Here is a 14,468-nt window from a genome sequence, read left to right as displayed (position 1 = left end):
TTTATTGGGCAATGGCTAACATGTCGTTGCTTCAAGAACCAGAAGCTATGTGTCGTTTTTGGAAAGTGGTGGCAACTTGTCGATACCAAGCCACGGAGGCTCGAGGCTTGTAACCCGATAGTCCCTCGCTTTGCTCGCGAGAAAACGGTTAATCGCCGAAGACATGCCGGAATAAGACCCTTTTCCCCGCCTGTAGGATGTAAAGGCGATGCTCCCACCCGGAGCCAGAACCCTGTCGATCCGGTTCAACAGCTGCAACATGACACGCTCGGCCCGAACCCCGCGTATGATCACGACACCAACGCTTTGATCTTCAAACAGCTTCAGCATCAAAGGCGGCAGCGCCCGGTAGACCCTCAGACGCCCAGCGACGATCGGTTCTCGGAAGTACTCCAGCAATGCATAGAAGGTGCGATCCAGGGCCTGAAGTTTAGGATCTTGCGTTGTATCCTTGCAGGCGAACGTATCCCACGACAGCCCCCATGGCCCGATGATCGTCAATTGCGCAACTGCATCCAATGCAAGTATTTCTTCTACGATTTCAGTCTCGACATGCCCGATCAAAACCCAGTTCTTCTTGCCGCTGATTGACCTCAAGAACCGCTGTCGCTGCTCTTTCGTTCTTTCAACCTCCGGAGACACTGGCGGCAGGAAAGATGAGTCCTTCGGATCGAACGGCAAGTCCACCTGTTTTGCATCAGTGATTAATGCATGCTGCGCCGCCGCTTCTTCGTACTCCATGGCCGTTCCCAGGGAATCCAGCCGGGTAAACCAGGGGTAGTTATTGGGTCTTGAGTTTTCAGATTTGGACATCTTGCCCAAACGCGTCCATTTCGCAACTTGCGCGAAAGAAACTTCGGGGTCTTTGTAGGTCTCCGCAACAAAGGAAAGATCGCCTTCTTCCATCACGCCCAGATCCAGCGCCTTTATATATCGCCCCCCGGCAAAATTCTTGTACCGAGTTATGAATCCCTGTGCGGCCTCTGTTTCACGTATCTCCGAGATACGGCGCTTGTGATAAGCAACAGCTTTTTCGTGCAAGTCTCCCAGAACACGATCCGCACGTAGTTCATCATACGATTTTCCAAGGCGGTCCAATTTGGAAAGGATCGATAATTCTTCAACTTTGTTGAAGCAATGCATGTGCCAATAGGCTTGTCCCGTTGCCTCCATCTTGGGATGAAACGCGGTTGTGTTTACATCCCCCCGCAGCCGCTTCATCAGATAACTCTCGATGGATCGGACGGCATAGTGGTTCATCCTGAAAAACTGCTGCCCAAAGGCCGCGCCAGTAGTGGAATGGGACCAACCATTTCGCCGCATTGCAGGTGGCAAGGGATCTCCGTCACCATCAATCCATGCAAAGCTTTCGGCCTTACCGGCGATTGGGCCACGCGGACGGTGTGTGTTGATTGCCCGATAAGACCCGTTGTTTCTGACAAGCGATTTGAAGGCACGCACATTCTGCGGCGTCACCACCCCCAACTCTGCTGCAGATGTGAATTGTTCGATCACAAACTTGTCTTCAAACTCGACAATCCCATTGTGTCCGAACATCTGCCATATCGCGGCAAAGCCATCTGCATGTGGAAAGGTGCGAAACAGATCGTCCAGCGTACCGTCCCCAACACGGATATCGAGAAATTCGTCGACATCACAAACCAGAATCCACTCGGCTTCAGCGTACCAGGGATGTTCCATAGCGTTCGCATAGGCCGACGCCTGCGGCCCATGCTTCCAGGGACCGGGGTTATCGATATGCGCCAGAAAACCCAGTTCCTCGCATCTTTTCAAAATCGCGTCAGTGCCGTCGGAGCAGTCATTCGAGTTAACGATGAAATGCGTAAACCCGATCGAAAGGTAATACGCGATCCATTCAAGGATGAACGGCCCCTCGTCTTTCATCGTTGATATGACAAGTCTCATCGCACCTACCCGCAACCATGGCCCGCAAATTCAGGACGAAGGGAAAAATCGCATCATTGCAGAGGCATGGCACGCTTCCCGACACATGGCTTAGTTACGGGCCACGGATTTGCAATGCAAGTGAACAGACAAGAACGGCAAAGTCAGCTTCGCATAAGCTGATCCGCACTTCACAGGATACGAAAAGATTTGGTGCGGTCGAGATGCATTGAAGACTTGAACACGCATATTTCTTGCCGTTTCAGGTTGTCTCGAAAATTCGACTAAACCACTGTAAAACATAAATATGTGGTTTCCATTCGCTTCAGGATGGTTCACTGTGCCTCACAGTAGAAGGTGGACCAAAGGGTGGACCAATGCCAGCACTCAACAAGCTATCATCATTGCAGGTAAAGAATGCCCAACCCGGCAAATACTCGGACGGCGGGGGCCTCTGGTTGCACAAAAAAGACGGTGATGGCGGCAAGTGGTTCCTTCGAGTTCATGTCCACGGGCGTCGTCGAGAGATGGGTTTAGGGGCTTTGTCTGCCGTCTCTCTGAAAGAGGCACGCGAAGAGGCTGAGAAATGGAGAGCCGTAGCCCGTCAGGGAAAAGACCCAATCAAAGAACGGGAACGGATGCGCCGGGAAGCCGCTAAAGCTGACCACACACTAACGGTAGTGGCGAAGGAAGCCTTTGCGGCGCGTCAGGCTGAATTAAAGGGCGACGGCAAGGCTGGGCGCTGGTTCTCACCGCTTCAGCTTCACGTCCTCCCCAAACTTGGCAATGTGCCGATTGAAGAGATTGATCAACAGGACATAAAAAACACCCTCGCTCCTATCTGGCATTCCAAAGGTGAGACCGCGAAGAAAGCGATGGACCGTTTGGGCATCGTTTTCCGGCACGGTGCAGCCATGGGGCTTGATGTGGACCTGCAAGCTACGATGAAGGCGAAAGCCCTGCTTGGTAAATCCCGGCAAGTGCGCAAGCACATACCGTCGATGCCATGGGGAGAAGTTCCTGCATTCTATGAAAGCCTTGATGACGGATCGGTCACACATCTCGCATTTCGGTTACTAATCCTCACTGCGGTACGGTCCAAGCCGCTACGGTTCATTCATCTGGACGAACTGCACGACGGCACTTGGATAATACCGGCAGATAAGATGAAGACCGGCAAAGAGTTTCATGTGCCCCTGTCGAAGGAAGCCCAGCGCATCATTGAGCAAGCAACGGCGTTCGAAAAGGAAGGCTACTTGTTTCCCAATGTCAAAAAGGGGGTCATCTCCGACGCCACTATGTCCCGCCTGATGGAGCGTCAGGAATTAGAGGCACGGCCCCACGGGTTCCGGTCCAGTTTCCGGACATGGTGCGCAGAGGCTACAGACACGCCCCGCGAAGTCGCTGAAATGGCGCTTGCCCACGAGACCGGTAGCAAGGTGGAACGCACCTACCGCAGAACGGACTTCCTTGAACAACGCCGTGTTCTTATGGAGCGCTGGGCGCAGCATGTGACCGGACGGAGAGCGGACATTGTCAAACTGGTGGCGCAATGACCAAAGAACAACTATTCGACTACCGCAAGCTCCGCGAAGTCGAAGATCAACTCAGACAGACGATTAGTGGTGTATTCTTAGAAGAAAGGGGTGCCTTATCCGAAGAGAAGAGTGCACTAAAACCGGTCAAGAATTTTAGGGACTTAGCACTAGGAGGCACCCAGCCAAGAGATTGGCCTGCGGATGAACAAGGTCGAACTGCGATCAGCTTTATAGAAACCATACAGCGCGGCGTGCTGTTTTATTGCATGGAAGACCTGCTATGGCCGAACGGACGAAACAACTCGCCTAACAGGGACGTTTATTGGGGTTCTTTGTTGCGAAAAGATCGCTACATCCGCTGCGGCGAAAGAGGTACGCTGGGTCTGGACCAAGCTCTTAGATCGCGGCGGCATCCGGGGAGGCAACCCATTGCACTCAGAACATACAGTGACGCCCTCAAGTATTACAAAGCCGGTATAATCGCCGATCAATTGTTTCCATTCGTCAATGAGCGCTGGGCAGTTCGGTGGATGCCGTCAAATCCAAACAGCATTGTAGCTACAATTCTAAAACCCGTACTGCATAGTAACCTTTATCTATTCGGTAAATCAGCCTCTAGAATTGCAGCGGCATGTGAACCGGAAATCCGGTATGTTGTCGGGACAAAGATGGTGGGAGATCGGGAGCGAGACATGTATGCCCCACCGACTAAAGCTTACGATCATGCATTCCGACGGCAACTGGATAGGCTGCGTGCTGAATGGCTACTCAACCCGCCTCCAAACGCGTGTCAGCCAACCGACAAGTGGATACGAGAGCGTCTTGGAGTTTGGGAAGGCGACGACCCCGAACGTGAAAGGGGTTCAGCAGATAACCATGTTGTAAGGAATTACAAAAGCGCGTTCGACCAACGTGTTTTCGAGTGACTTCCTGATCAAATATGACTGCCCTATTGTATCCTTCTAGTACCTTTGCATTTTGGATAATTCGAACACCCGAGAAATTGACTACCAGATTTGCGGTTTGTGCGCTTCGCCATCGCTGATCCACATCTTGGGCATTTAGCCAACATTGTTCCTTGCTGCCCGGATAACGACTGAACATGATTCACATGATCCCGGCGCGTTTTGCGGTTGGTTTCGACAGCACCATCTGAAAGCTTTTTTACCAGCGCCGGGACTTCGTCCTCGCTAAACAGTAATTGGTCGAAGCTCTTTATGTATCTTACTAGTTCACGGACACTCCATACGACGTTCGAAGGCATCGGCGTTCGCGCGCGCGCCGAACCAACGAAAGCGACAACGTTATGTATCTTGCGCTGAGGTACGCCCAAAAGTTCCTGAACAGCTTTCACGTGTTTAAAATTCTGATGCGTTGGGTTTTGCATCTTAAACTTCTTTCGGCGAAAGGTTTGTGTCCACGTTCTTTGGTCGGCGCTGCCGAAAATCCAACCAGACATATTCTTTGTTTCGACAACGAAGATGCCATGTATAGAAACAACGACATGATCAATTTGAGTGGTGCCACCCCGAACCGGTAGCGTCAGATCGTTGAGTAATGTGTAGTCAGCCGCGCCTAGACGAGATCGAAGTGCGGACCTAACCCAGAACTCCCCCGATGCACCTTTGAACCACGCAGAACGAAAGAACCAAAGCCCCAGCAAAATGAGGCATAAAAATCCCAAATACGCTATGTCGTTTAGGGTGTTGTAGTTCATCTGCCTTGGCCACCGCGGTCCAGTCTACGGACACTTGTATGCGTCACCAGAAACGAATGTCCCATCATCGCTAGTTGAAGTCTGCGTTAGAACAAACGCGTTTCCACCCAGAGCTCCGACGGCGTTGCGCATCTTATTTTGTGCACTACGCGCGTCCATGGTTGTATCCAACCCGAAAAGCTCTGTCCCACTGACCGGACCCAAGAACTGGCAGTTTTGAACGGTTTCGGGTGAAAGCTGCCTAACTTGCTGGCCTTGTGAAGTAAGTTCAGTACTGCAAGCCGCTACCGACACGAAGCAAGCAATTACCCCAAATCCACGCATTTTAACCTCCTAATATCTCAAACTGATAGGAAGCATGTTCACCGTGAACATTGAAGCGATGCCCACCCGAAAAAATTCTAGTGTGCTGGTCTAGCCACGAGGGGCAAAGTCAATTTTCTAGGGTTCAACAAAAACTTTTTTTTCGCGCATCTTGGGTGGAACCATCCTGATACCTCTGAACCCAGACACACCAACGGTTCACAGGATGTATCATGCAAACTCACAAAAAATTCTACAGCACCAATCAGGTGCTTGAAGTCTGTCCTTTCAGCAAAAGTACGCTTCATCGGATGATCGAAGATGGCCGGTGGCCGAGGCCGATCAAGATTGGATCGCGGTCTTACTGGCTCGAAGATGAAGTTTCAGCCGCAATGCAAGCGTTCGCGGATGCTCGCGGCTAACTCAATTTCAACCCACAATATCGGAGATAATCATGTCATCAAAAAAAGATGCACCCGGGTTCAGTTCCCTGAAACACAATTGGGGCTTGGCAAGTCGCGCAAGTGACAACCCGGAAAACCCCAAACCTGAAACAACCAAGATCACCGCCCAACGCAACGCGGCAGCGGCGTTCGGTGTCAGCCCTGATCGCGCTGGGCGGGAAAAGAAAAGTACTCAAAGAGATCAGCGCAGCGAACGTAGGAAAAGCATCGAAAGCCGTCTCGGTATCTCACTGGGTGATAAGCCCGCGTCCAAGAGCAGTTCCGGCAACATCACCCGCGCGTTCGGCGGCACGAATACTAACGAAGGGGGTATGTAAGATGGAGCCTAAGTTCAAAGCCAAGTTAATGCGTGGACGGCAATACAGTAAATTCGTGCCGGACGGGGCACAGGGAGACTTTATCGTGTTCAAGCATGGTGTTGCTGTGACCATCTCCGCAGAAACCAAGCACCACCTCGAAAAATACGCTGTTGATCCGGTCCAAACCACATTCAGCACAGGCGAGGTGGAAGAGAGTTACGAGTGCAAATTCGCGTTCGAAGAATTGGACGAAAGCCCCTGAGTTATTGAACCCGGGTGCAATTCCGCCCGAACCCTACCTGTCAGATCAACCCAACTAGAATGGAAAACCCATGCCTAAAAACATGCCTTATGATCCTGCTGAAACCGAGCAGAAAAACCACGCGCTCCAAGCGCTACTAGCGGAATACCTTGTTCGTCTCGACGGCCTGCGCGAAACGATCCAAGGCGACCTTGATAACCCGGAAGATGCATTCCCCGCAGAGATGCATTTAGAGTTTGGAGAGAAACTGGTCCTTGCCCACTCTGCCGGGAATGTCTTTTTGCACCATCTGAGACAGGTTTCAGCGGCAGGCCAAGTCGCCCGCTGAATGCCAAGCGCAAATCCCATTGAACCGAAGAATTTGAACCCGGGTGCAAACAACCATGCCTGATCCTTATGAAACGCATACCGCCCAGCGCATGGCGATAATGAACCCGGGTTCAATGCACGAAATGGACCGCAAATGGTCCCGAGAAATTGGCTGGGCATCTGAGGTCTATCGTGAACGGGCTAACGCTATCCATTCCGCCACTACTTCCGGGAAACGCCTTCAACCTGTTGCCCGCGATTTTCTCAGGTCACCCCATGCCAAACTCGTCTCTGCATACAAAGCGCTGGGCGGCAGTGCGGACCCGGATCAGGTTAGAGCATTGAGCATGCAAGTGAATGCTTGGGCGACCGACTATCCGCCGATCAGATGGTATCCGAAGACCAAACCCGACGGGTCTTCGCGTCCTATCTGCATGTTGCCACCGGCATTGAAGGCTGCGCACTACTTAATCCGGGAAGTGATCAGCCAACTGACCGTGCCCAACGGCAAGCTGTTCGGCATCCCCGGGGCAAGCCGTGATGACCTCGCCAGACAGCTCAAACAGCTTCAGAATTCCGGGTACGTCTACCTAGCCAAGACCGACGTGATTGACTGCTATCAGAGCATCAACCCGGACGCCCTGTATTCCCTACCATTGCCACAGGAGGTGACCCGCCGAGCACTCGATACTAGAAGCCTATGCTTTTCAGTGACCCACCATCCCGACAATGCTTCGCAGGCTAAACAGGATTTTGGTTCTTCTGGGAGTATATATGAGATTGACCACAATGTAAGCGGGCCAAAGGGCCTTATGCAAGGCTCCCCGGCCTCCGGTGTTGTTCTCGCGCATCTGCTTGTCAGATTGCCAGATCGCGCTGATACAAAGGTTATGATCTGCTTTGACAACATCGTCATTGCTGCTCGTACCCCTGCTGGAACTCGGGCGATGGCAGATACCTTGACCGCTCATCTTGAACGGTGTCCTGCTGGTCCGCTTGCGATGTGTGAACCCGAATACGCCGACGATACGCCTTTGGAATTCCTCGGCTATCAGTTCGATCCCAACCGGAATGACATTGGCATTGCTGACGACGCGCGTTCCCGGCTGGAAGAGCGACTTGGCATCGCAGAGCAGATGGATATGGCGCGGCTACACGCGCTTCTAGGGACCTATGCAGACGCTGCTGCTGACCCAAACCAAATAACGCCTGCAAGCCCGCTCCTAGACGCGCCTCCGATAAACACATGGCGTGTCCTGCGTGACTGGCGTGCAGGCTTCCCCGCCGTACGATCAGACGGGCCAGACTTCTCGCATTATCTGCGAACCTCTGCCGACGCGAACGTTGACCACCCTGCGTTTAGCCACCTTCACGAAAACCTCTTTGCAGAACCCGGTACGAGGGAGAATGACGCCATCCGCGCCATTCTCAAAAGACATCTCAAACTGCCGAACTAAACACCAACCCCATTAGGAAAACAGACCAATGAGTATTGCCACAGTCGTTTTTATCCTTGTCACGATCCTCTATCTGGTGATCGGACGCGCGACATACCAGAAAATCATCTTACCTAGTCGAAAACGCGATGCGCTGGGCGGTGACGTGGACGCGATGGTGTGCGTCATCCACGAACAAGAAAAGTCGCTAGTCCACTACCTGACTTATGGGGGCTGGTTGCTGTTCTATCCGGCGTTTTTCGCATTGGGTTGGATCATCGCCCGGTTGGACATCGACACTTGAACCCGGGTGCAATTCTGAACTGCAATGCCGGTTAACGCCGCAAATAACCCCCAAAGTCCGAAAGGCATCAAAATGACCGAGCAGCCCTGCCCAACGCCCGAGCAAACCCAACTTGACGCCGAAAATGTCCGTTCACCTGCCGCAATGATCCGGCAATCTGGTCGCCTACGCTCTGAGCAACAATGGGAAATTGTCAGGCAACTGCTGCACCCGATGATGATGCAGAACTATTCCGGCCAAGCCATTGCCGATGCGTTCGGAATTTCCGTTGATACCGCATATAGATGGAAGCGGAGACTGTTGGATGACCTGCGCAAGGAAGCGGTATCCATGCAGCCACGAGACTTCGTGATGGAAAGCGTGTCCTCTCTCCGTCAAGTGCGTGCCGAAGCATGGGCCGGTTATCAAGCAGCAAGCGACGCCAAAGAAAAACGCGCCTTCTTGAACACTGTGACAAACGCCGAAGCGCAGTTCGCCAGAATGGGAGAACGCATCGGATTGTATGGGCGTCCCGGCCAAAACCCGATGGATGCCAATGCCTACGGCGAAGTGCGCGACGGTGAGCAAAGCGACATGATGCTGGTCCGTGAACTCCAAATCCGGCTGGTCGAACTGCTTTCGGTCTCTGACAGTCAGGCAGAGGTTGCCGAAGATGCTGAGCCGGAACGCTACGACGAATTGCTATCAGAAATACGATCTGATCACGGCACAACAGGACCTACATTAGGACCGCGAGTAGACTTACCCCCCCGCAGGCGGCAGAGCGCATTACCAGCGTCTTCTTGATCCGCCAAGAAGCGAAAATTGAAGCTGGGTAAGTATTCACTCTAACGCGAAAAGTGCACCCGGAAATTTCGATTTTCTAGGTTCGTTCAGAAGCGACGTGCTCCCAAACAGCCGCCCCAAACGTAAGAACTGTGCAAATCGCCCATATCATGATCAAAGCACCTCCCGGCGCTCCTCCATAGGACACTGGGCCGTAGGGAGTTTCGAACTCAAAATACCATGTGGCTGGCACAATCAAAAAAAGCCCGGAACTAACACAAGCTGTGAACAGGCGGCGGAACATAAAACCACGATCAAACATCCTGAATACAAATCGTAATAACACAACCGTTACGAACGCCAGAGTTCCGGCCCAAACTATCGACACGCCTATTTCCAGCCAAACGATTAAGAAAACTGCCACAAAAGTCGCAATGAGGATGTTGTTTGTAGTGAGCAAATCCCTTTGGCTAACACTCTTTTCCGGCTTTCCGTCACGCAGCCATGACCAAACCATAAACTCGATGGCCGACTTGGCGTGCTCGTTTTCGATTACATCAAGTCGATGCCGAAGCACCTCAAACTGTTGGAGACCGTCTAGAACTTTGACTTCTTCGTAGATTTTTTCCGATTGCGCGAACCACCCCGCGCGGGTCTGTTCACTCGGCACCAACAACCTCGGAGACGTAAACGGCTTCAACATTACGGAAACGATCTATGTCGACCATCTCACCAGTACTTTCGTCCAGCATTTCCTCCGGGACATCCAGAGGGCTTTTGAAAGTAGCCAAGGATGCTTTCGTCCATGGCGATATCACACGGTATACGACGTTTAAATTTCCCTCCGATACGCGCTTTGCCAATGCGCGCAACAACTCCGCATCGTTTGGAGCGCCAACAAGGTCTTTGATCCTGTTCAACGTAAGCTCCCGGTACGTCGAAGCATTGCGGAGTTTGTCGACTTCAAGATCGAGTCGATTCTCCCAACCTGCAATGCGACGTTTGCCGAACATCATTCCTCGCTGTTCACCTTGAGAATTGCAATTAACACTGCGTCAAATTCCTGCCGAGACAATCCCGCAGTAAAAATAATTTCGTTTATATCTTCGGAGAGGATTGCATTGATCTTTTTAATTTCGCCGAATTGGTAGGAGACACGAACCCTCTCACAGTAGGCTTCAGGATCGCCTACTGTAAACTGCTTGATCACTTCCGTCATCACATCCGATTCAAGAATTCCCCCCTGATCTGCTTGTGATGTGGATTGTATCCTGTCTCCACGGTCATTCTTGTGCTGAGTTTCATATAACTCAAAGTTCTCCGCGACCTCCTTTTTCTTCTGAAGGTCCGAGAACGAGTTTTTGGCGTTCGACAGACTTAATTCGCCTATCCTAGTTGGATTGATCAGCCCTTCCAATTGGCTGAGTACAGAGGCTGCAAATCCGGGGTAAGAAATCGGAGGTTCACTCCTTGGATTAAGGCGGACCTCCAAAAGGCCACTCGTGTGCAACTTCAATACGTCAACGGCTCGGAACGGGACGCGATCTGATACGTACACCTGCCTTCCGTCATACTCCGTCAAAACGCCCCTCTTTCGCCGGTACTCTGTCCGCGCGATTTTAATAATCAGGGCATCTGTATCCTCGCCGTCTCCTATTCTGACCTCCGCGACAACCGGATGTTCAGGAAACGCAGCAAACACATATTCACCGACCTCCGGGAAACCCTTGCCCTTGGCCCAAGCGGCGACGGTTTGCGGCTCTATGGCTTGTTTCAACTCGTCAATATTGCTTACGTCATAGTGAAAAAGCCTGACATGTTTACTGCCATGTTCTTCAGCCTCACGGATCAATCCGATTAATTCATCAACGGTGACTGAACCGTTTGCCAAGACAGGTTCGACCCTTGTCTCAATCATTGATTTCCAGCTTGATGCCGAATGCGGTAATTTCTTAGACCGCAAAAAAGCTCTCACCGCATCCAGTGTTGCCTGACTTTCCAGAACTTCAAAAAGTACATCTTGGCTAATCAAGCCCTCGAAAACTTCATTCTTCATACTATGTCCACTTGTCGCCGCAGGGGTGGAATCAACCCTTGGGAGCCAGAAATCTACATATTGTGCATCAAGCATCACACAGCCACCACGAGAATTCAACGCACGTTACGTCGCATCTGGACTTGGTACAGTCCGACAAGAAAATCAGTGTTTCTCAATGGAAATAACACACTATGAATGTAGTTGCCCGACATCAAAGACAATCGCCCATAGTGGTTACCAACGATTAACTTCAAGCAACCGAAAGAAGGTGGTCTAAAGGGTGGTCTGAGAAACTTGGCAAGCACCTAAGATACTATAATTATACATTTTTCTTTGATTTATTGGTGCGGTCGAGAAGACTCGAACTTCCACGGGTGTTACCCCACAGCGACCTCAACGCTGCGCGTCTACCAATTCCGCCACGACCGCACTGCCTGTGACTTGGTAGAGCGGCGTATAGACGTTGGCGCACGCGATGTGAAGAGGCAAAAACACACTGGTTTAAAAACCTTCGCAGCAGTCCTATCTAAGCCGGTGATCAACACAGTTTCGATCTGACAGGAGCCGCAGATGACCTCGCCCGATACCCGCGCCATCATCCAAATCGATATCGTGTCAGACGTCGTGTGCCCGTGGTGCATAGTCGGGTTTCGCCAGCTTGACGTGGCATTGAAACAGCAGGGCATCCAGGCCCAAATTCGCTGGCACCCGTTCGAATTGAACCCGAACATGCCGCCTGAAGGGCAGAACCTGCGGGAACACATCACGGAGAAATATGGCTCGACCCCCGAACAGAGCCAGCAGGCACGTGACAGGCTAACGGCGATCGGAGCAGAACTGGGGTTCACCTTCAACTTTCACGAAGACAGTCGGATCGTGAATACAATCAAGGCGCATCAGTTGCTGGATTGGGCCGAAAGTCAGGGCCAGCAACACCAATTGAAGCTTGCGCTTTTCGACGCATATTTCACACGGCAACAGGATGTGTCCGACGTTGAGGCTCTGTTGCAGGCCGTCACGTCTGCCGGGCTGAAACCTGATGCCGCACGTCAGGTGCTTGAGACCGGCGAACACATCGCCTTGGTGCGAGAGAAACAGCAATTCTGGACCAGCAGGGGTATTTCAGGTGTGCCGTCCATGGTGTTTGGCGGAAAATACCTGCTGACCGGCGCGCAAGGGGTCGATACCTATTCCCGGGTGCTGCAACAGTGTTTGACCGAAGCGGCCTGACCCCTCTTCCCCTGCCCGCTACGGACGGATATGAGGCCGCCATGGAATGGAAAATCACCGATGGTCTGACCAGTTATGACGAAGCGACCGCCTTTATGGAGGCACGCGTCGCCGGGATTGCACGCGGCGACGCGGAGGAGTGCATCTGGTTACTGGAACACCCGCCGCTTTATACGGCAGGCACGTCAGCTAAGGTAGAAGACCTGACCGATCCTGACCGCTTTCCGGTTTATGCAAGCAAACGGGGCGGCGAGTACACCTATCACGGCCCCGGTCAGCGTGTGGCCTATGTCATGCTGGATCTGAACAAGCGCGGGCGCGACGTGCGCCAATTCGTGAAGCAGTTGGAAAACTGGCTGATATCGGCACTTGCCGAATTCAACGTGCATGGCGAAATACGCGACGGGCGCGTTGGTGTCTGGGTGCGGCGCGACGACAAACCGCTGACGGTGACCGGCAAACCGGCAGAGGACAAGATCGCGGCAATTGGCCTGCGTTTACGCAAATGGGTCAGCTTTCACGGTATTTCGATCAATGTCGAACCGGATCTGGAGCATTTCTCGGGCATTGTTCCCTGCGGGATCAGCGAATATGGCGTGACTTCATTGGTGGATCTGGGGCTTCCGGTCACCATGAATGATCTCGATGCGGCCTTGAAGAAAACCTTCGAGGGCGTGTTTGGTGCCTCTGATTTCTGATTCTGCCTTGGCAGAGAATCAGCTTCCGCTGCGCTTGGATACAACAATATGCATGTGCGGAAGGCTCTGTTTCCGAAACACGTCGCAATTTACCAAGAACCATTCAGTTTTACGTTATTCTTTAGGCAAGTTTTAATTCTCTAGGATACACCGGTGTTGTTAACGAGTAATATGAAACTGCCAATCAAGAGTGAGTGGTATGTTAAACCGGTGATCAAGGGCTCGCCCTCGAAATCCGAGAAGTGTTTGGTTACGAGTCTGCCGTTCCGACCCCAAATCGGAACGGCAATTCATTTCCCCCCTTCACGCTGAAACCCGTGCTCAAGCCGCAATGGTCGGGGGCAGGCGATTTCTGCGTTGTCCAGCTGTGGAGTCTCATGGCCTGTCCCAAGGAGGGGTTTCGGGTTTTCTTGTCTCCGGTCGCGGCGACATGCACGGGCGGATGCTGGCATTTGTCCGGATTGGCACCTCACAAACAGACATGAAGCCATTGATTACAAAGAGATTTTTATCCTTTCCGCATGTTCGGCAATCAAATCGAAATCACCCATTTTACCAGGTGGGCGCATCGACACCCCGTCATGACGCGGCAGGACGTGAAAATGCAGGTGGAAAACCTCCTGCCCGCCTGCGGTTTCGTTGAATTGCTGAATGGTTACACCCTCTGCGTCGAAGGCTTTCATCACCGCACGAGCCATCTTTTGAACGGTGTTCATGACCGCCGCCAGTTGGTCGGGCGTGGCATCCAGCACGTTTCGGCAGGGTGTTTTGGGGATCACCAGCAAATGCCCATCAGCGCGCGGCATGATGTCCATGAAGGCCAGTGTGTCGGCGTCTTCGTAAACTTTTGACGAAGGTATCTCGCCGCGCAGAATTTTGGCGAAGATGTTGTCGGGATCATAATCCATGGTTGCCATCCGTTCCTTGAGGGGCTTTTGACCGAGTTGTGGTCCACCCGCCCCGCCGGGTCAAGCCGGGGGTTTGAGGCCTGAATTGTACAAATTGCACCGGGTTTTCAGTGGGGGTTGTACGTTTTGTACACTTGGATTTGGCATGAGATCACATCGTCAGAGACAGATGCGGCACGTTCCTGACAGGTGGTGTCTGCCTACGCCGCAGAGCACAGGTTTCGCATTTCTTAACTTGGCTAAAACTGGTTAAGTTGTTGAATACTTCTTCCAGCTCAAGTCAAAGGTCCAT

At 52.3% G+C, this 14,468-nt stretch carries 18 protein-coding genes and 1 tRNA gene; 11 read left to right on the top strand and 8 right to left on the bottom strand.

The window, feature by feature from the left end:
- Positions 1-45: 45 nt before the first annotated feature.
- Positions 46-1,926: a glycosyltransferase family 2 protein gene (locus tag ACR0BF_RS04270; protein WP_480624343.1), complete on the bottom strand. Its 1,881-nt coding sequence runs from the start codon at positions 1,924-1,926 to the stop codon at positions 46-48.
- A gap of 356 nt (positions 1,927-2,282) precedes the next feature.
- On the opposite strand from ACR0BF_RS04270, the gene ACR0BF_RS04265 reads away from it, so the two are divergent.
- Together ACR0BF_RS04265 and ACR0BF_RS04260 are read left to right on the top strand one after the other, a co-directional pair.
- Entirely contained in the window at positions 2,283-3,461 is a 1,179-nt protein-coding gene (locus tag ACR0BF_RS04265; RefSeq protein WP_480624342.1) for a tyrosine-type recombinase/integrase, read from the top strand.
- The gene (locus ACR0BF_RS04260) at positions 3,458-4,369 is read left to right on the top strand and encodes a hypothetical protein (RefSeq protein ID WP_170363174.1); all 912 of its coding nucleotides are present in this window, start codon (positions 3,458-3,460) and stop codon (positions 4,367-4,369) included. Before ACR0BF_RS04265 ends, ACR0BF_RS04260 begins: the two co-directional genes overlap by 4 nt.
- A gap of 23 nt (positions 4,370-4,392) precedes the next feature.
- Here the strand turns inward: ACR0BF_RS04260 and ACR0BF_RS04255 are convergent, their stop codons facing one another.
- Both ACR0BF_RS04255 and ACR0BF_RS04250 read right to left on the bottom strand, forming a co-directional pair.
- Entirely contained in the window at positions 4,393-5,160 is a 768-nt protein-coding gene (locus ACR0BF_RS04255) for a nuclease-related domain-containing protein (protein ID WP_170363858.1), read from the bottom strand.
- A gap of 24 nt (positions 5,161-5,184) precedes the next feature.
- Complete coding sequence (locus ACR0BF_RS04250) at positions 5,185-5,484, bottom strand: DUF4156 domain-containing protein (RefSeq protein WP_480624341.1); 300 nt, start codon at positions 5,482-5,484, stop codon at positions 5,185-5,187.
- Positions 5,485-5,696: 212 nt separating this feature from the next.
- Between ACR0BF_RS04250 and ACR0BF_RS04245 the strand changes: the two genes are divergently transcribed.
- From ACR0BF_RS04245 to ACR0BF_RS04215, 7 genes are all read left to right on the top strand, one after another.
- On the top strand, positions 5,697-5,885 hold the full coding sequence (locus ACR0BF_RS04245; RefSeq protein WP_170363172.1) for a helix-turn-helix transcriptional regulator: 189 nt from the start codon (positions 5,697-5,699) through the stop codon (positions 5,883-5,885).
- A gap of 32 nt (positions 5,886-5,917) precedes the next feature.
- Entirely contained in the window at positions 5,918-6,244 is a 327-nt protein-coding gene (locus ACR0BF_RS04240) for a hypothetical protein (RefSeq protein WP_480624340.1), read from the top strand.
- Between the two features lies 1 nt (position 6,245).
- Positions 6,246-6,488: a hypothetical protein gene (locus ACR0BF_RS04235; protein WP_480624339.1), complete on the top strand. Its 243-nt coding sequence runs from the start codon at positions 6,246-6,248 to the stop codon at positions 6,486-6,488.
- A 70-nt stretch (positions 6,489-6,558) separates the two neighbouring features.
- The gene (locus tag ACR0BF_RS04230) at positions 6,559-6,816 is read left to right on the top strand and encodes a hypothetical protein (protein WP_480624338.1); all 258 of its coding nucleotides are present in this window, start codon (positions 6,559-6,561) and stop codon (positions 6,814-6,816) included.
- Between the two features lie 55 nt (positions 6,817-6,871).
- The gene (locus ACR0BF_RS04225; RefSeq protein WP_480624337.1) at positions 6,872-8,254 is read left to right on the top strand and encodes a hypothetical protein; all 1,383 of its coding nucleotides are present in this window, start codon (positions 6,872-6,874) and stop codon (positions 8,252-8,254) included.
- Between the two features lie 28 nt (positions 8,255-8,282).
- A complete protein-coding gene (locus ACR0BF_RS04220) occupies positions 8,283-8,537 on the top strand; it encodes a hypothetical protein (protein ID WP_480624336.1) in 255 nt (84 codons plus the stop codon).
- A gap of 72 nt (positions 8,538-8,609) precedes the next feature.
- On the top strand, positions 8,610-9,323 hold the full coding sequence (locus ACR0BF_RS04215; protein WP_480624335.1) for a helix-turn-helix domain-containing protein: 714 nt from the start codon (positions 8,610-8,612) through the stop codon (positions 9,321-9,323).
- Positions 9,324-9,399: 76 nt separating this feature from the next.
- Here the strand turns inward: ACR0BF_RS04215 and ACR0BF_RS04210 are convergent, their stop codons facing one another.
- From ACR0BF_RS04210 to ACR0BF_RS04195, 4 genes are all read right to left on the bottom strand, one after another.
- Positions 9,400-9,972 carry a hypothetical protein gene (locus ACR0BF_RS04210; RefSeq protein ID WP_480624334.1) on the bottom strand — a complete coding sequence of 191 codons (573 nt, stop codon included), beginning with the start codon at positions 9,970-9,972 and terminating at the stop codon, positions 9,400-9,402.
- Positions 9,962-10,318 (bottom strand): hypothetical protein, encoded by a 357-nt coding sequence (locus ACR0BF_RS04205; RefSeq protein WP_217357063.1) that lies wholly within the window; start codon positions 10,316-10,318, stop codon positions 9,962-9,964. The genes ACR0BF_RS04210 and ACR0BF_RS04205 overlap by 11 nt, the downstream gene beginning before the upstream one ends.
- Positions 10,315-11,433, bottom strand: coding sequence for a hypothetical protein (locus tag ACR0BF_RS04200; RefSeq protein WP_480624333.1), 1,119 nt, complete (start codon positions 11,431-11,433; stop codon positions 10,315-10,317). The genes ACR0BF_RS04205 and ACR0BF_RS04200 overlap by 4 nt, the downstream gene beginning before the upstream one ends.
- Before the next feature lie 249 nt (positions 11,434-11,682).
- Positions 11,683-11,769, bottom strand: a tRNA-Leu gene (locus tag ACR0BF_RS04195).
- A gap of 141 nt (positions 11,770-11,910) precedes the next feature.
- Here ACR0BF_RS04195 and ACR0BF_RS04190 point away from each other — a divergent pair.
- The gene (locus ACR0BF_RS04190) at positions 11,911-12,570 is read left to right on the top strand and encodes a DsbA family oxidoreductase (protein ID WP_480624332.1); all 660 of its coding nucleotides are present in this window, start codon (positions 11,911-11,913) and stop codon (positions 12,568-12,570) included.
- 41 nt (positions 12,571-12,611) lie between these two features.
- Positions 12,612-13,268, top strand: coding sequence for a lipoyl(octanoyl) transferase LipB (lipB, locus tag ACR0BF_RS04185; protein ID WP_480624331.1), 657 nt, complete (start codon positions 12,612-12,614; stop codon positions 13,266-13,268).
- 494 nt (positions 13,269-13,762) lie between these two features.
- Here the strand turns inward: lipB and ACR0BF_RS04180 are convergent, their stop codons facing one another.
- Positions 13,763-14,185 (bottom strand): HIT family protein, encoded by a 423-nt coding sequence (locus ACR0BF_RS04180; RefSeq protein ID WP_480624330.1) that lies wholly within the window; start codon positions 14,183-14,185, stop codon positions 13,763-13,765.
- Positions 14,186-14,468: the final 283 nt, after the last annotated feature.

This window comes from Ruegeria sp. AG7, from assembly GCF_056541545.1.
The sequence above is the reverse complement of the archived record's forward strand: the minus strand, read 5'-3'. Positions and strand labels throughout refer to the sequence as shown.